We start from the raw sequence: 815 nt of genomic DNA on the forward strand, positions 1-815 counted from the left end.
GCACCCTGGAAAGCCTCGCCACCCTCGCCCTGGCCTGCTTGGAGGCGAACGCCCCCGACGCCCCGCCGCACGAGGACGTGATCGCCCGCTGGGAGCGGGTGATCGGCCCGGTGCTCGCGGCGCTGGACCGGATGGCCGTCCGGCCGAACTGAGCCGCACCGCCTCCCTGGACGGCAGGAGGCGGTGCGGCCCCGCTCTCAGCGGCCGAGTTCCTTGCGGCTGATGCGGCGCAGCCTGCGCCGCTGGGACGGATCCAGCGTGAGGTACGCGGCCGTCGGGATGCCCACCACGATCAGCAGCGCCACCCACCAGGGCAGCCACATCAGCAGCAGGAGCCCGACCGCCACCCCTCCCGCGGCGATCTTCGCGTTCTTCGACATGTGCGCCTCCTTCGCGGCCACTGCCGCTCTCTGCTCTGAGAACGGCTCCACGCGGCCCGCGGTTCCAGCCGCCGACCCTGAGACGTCCCTGAGACACGACCCCGAGACACCCCTGAGAAACCGTTGTGGACGGCCTCCTCCCATGCTGTACCCTCGGCGACTCCGGCCGAACTAGTCAAATTTGAGGAGTAAGGTCATCACCGTGCAGAGGGTTCCCGCGGAAGCACCGCCCGACATCCCCGAACCGTCCCGCTGCCACGCCGTGTTCGTGCCCGGCGACCCGGCCCGCACCGGCCGGATCGCGTTCTGGCTCCCCGACGGCTCCACCCCACCCACTGTCGGATCCGCCGCAAGCCTGCGTGTCGTGCGGCGCGCGGGCGCGGGCGTGGAGTGCGCCGAGGTGCCCGCCGCCCTGGTGCCCGTGCGGGAGGCGCT

Annotated in this window: 2 protein-coding genes; one reads left to right on the top strand and one right to left on the bottom strand. The window is 72.4% G+C overall.

Going from position 1 to position 815, the window contains the following annotated elements; translation table 11 throughout:
* Positions 1–197: 197 nt before the first annotated feature.
* The gene (locus ACVNF4_RS36585) at positions 198–380 is read right to left on the bottom strand and encodes a hypothetical protein (protein WP_461807116.1); all 183 of its coding nucleotides are present in this window, start codon (positions 378–380) and stop codon (positions 198–200) included.
* Positions 381–582: 202 nt separating this feature from the next.
* On the opposite strand from ACVNF4_RS36585, the gene ACVNF4_RS36590 reads away from it, so the two are divergent.
* Positions 583–815, top strand: a 233-nt coding sequence (locus ACVNF4_RS36590) for a hypothetical protein (protein ID WP_461807117.1), incomplete at its 3' end; no start/stop codon positions are given.

The organism is Streptomyces sp. S6, from assembly GCF_054880855.1.

What these genes read in the sequence shown, in the direction of transcription:
- ACVNF4_RS36585 (WP_461807116.1), bottom strand. Translation starts at nt 380, where the DNA reads ATGTCGAAGAACGCGAAGATCGCCGCGGGAGGGGTGGCGGTCGGGCTC.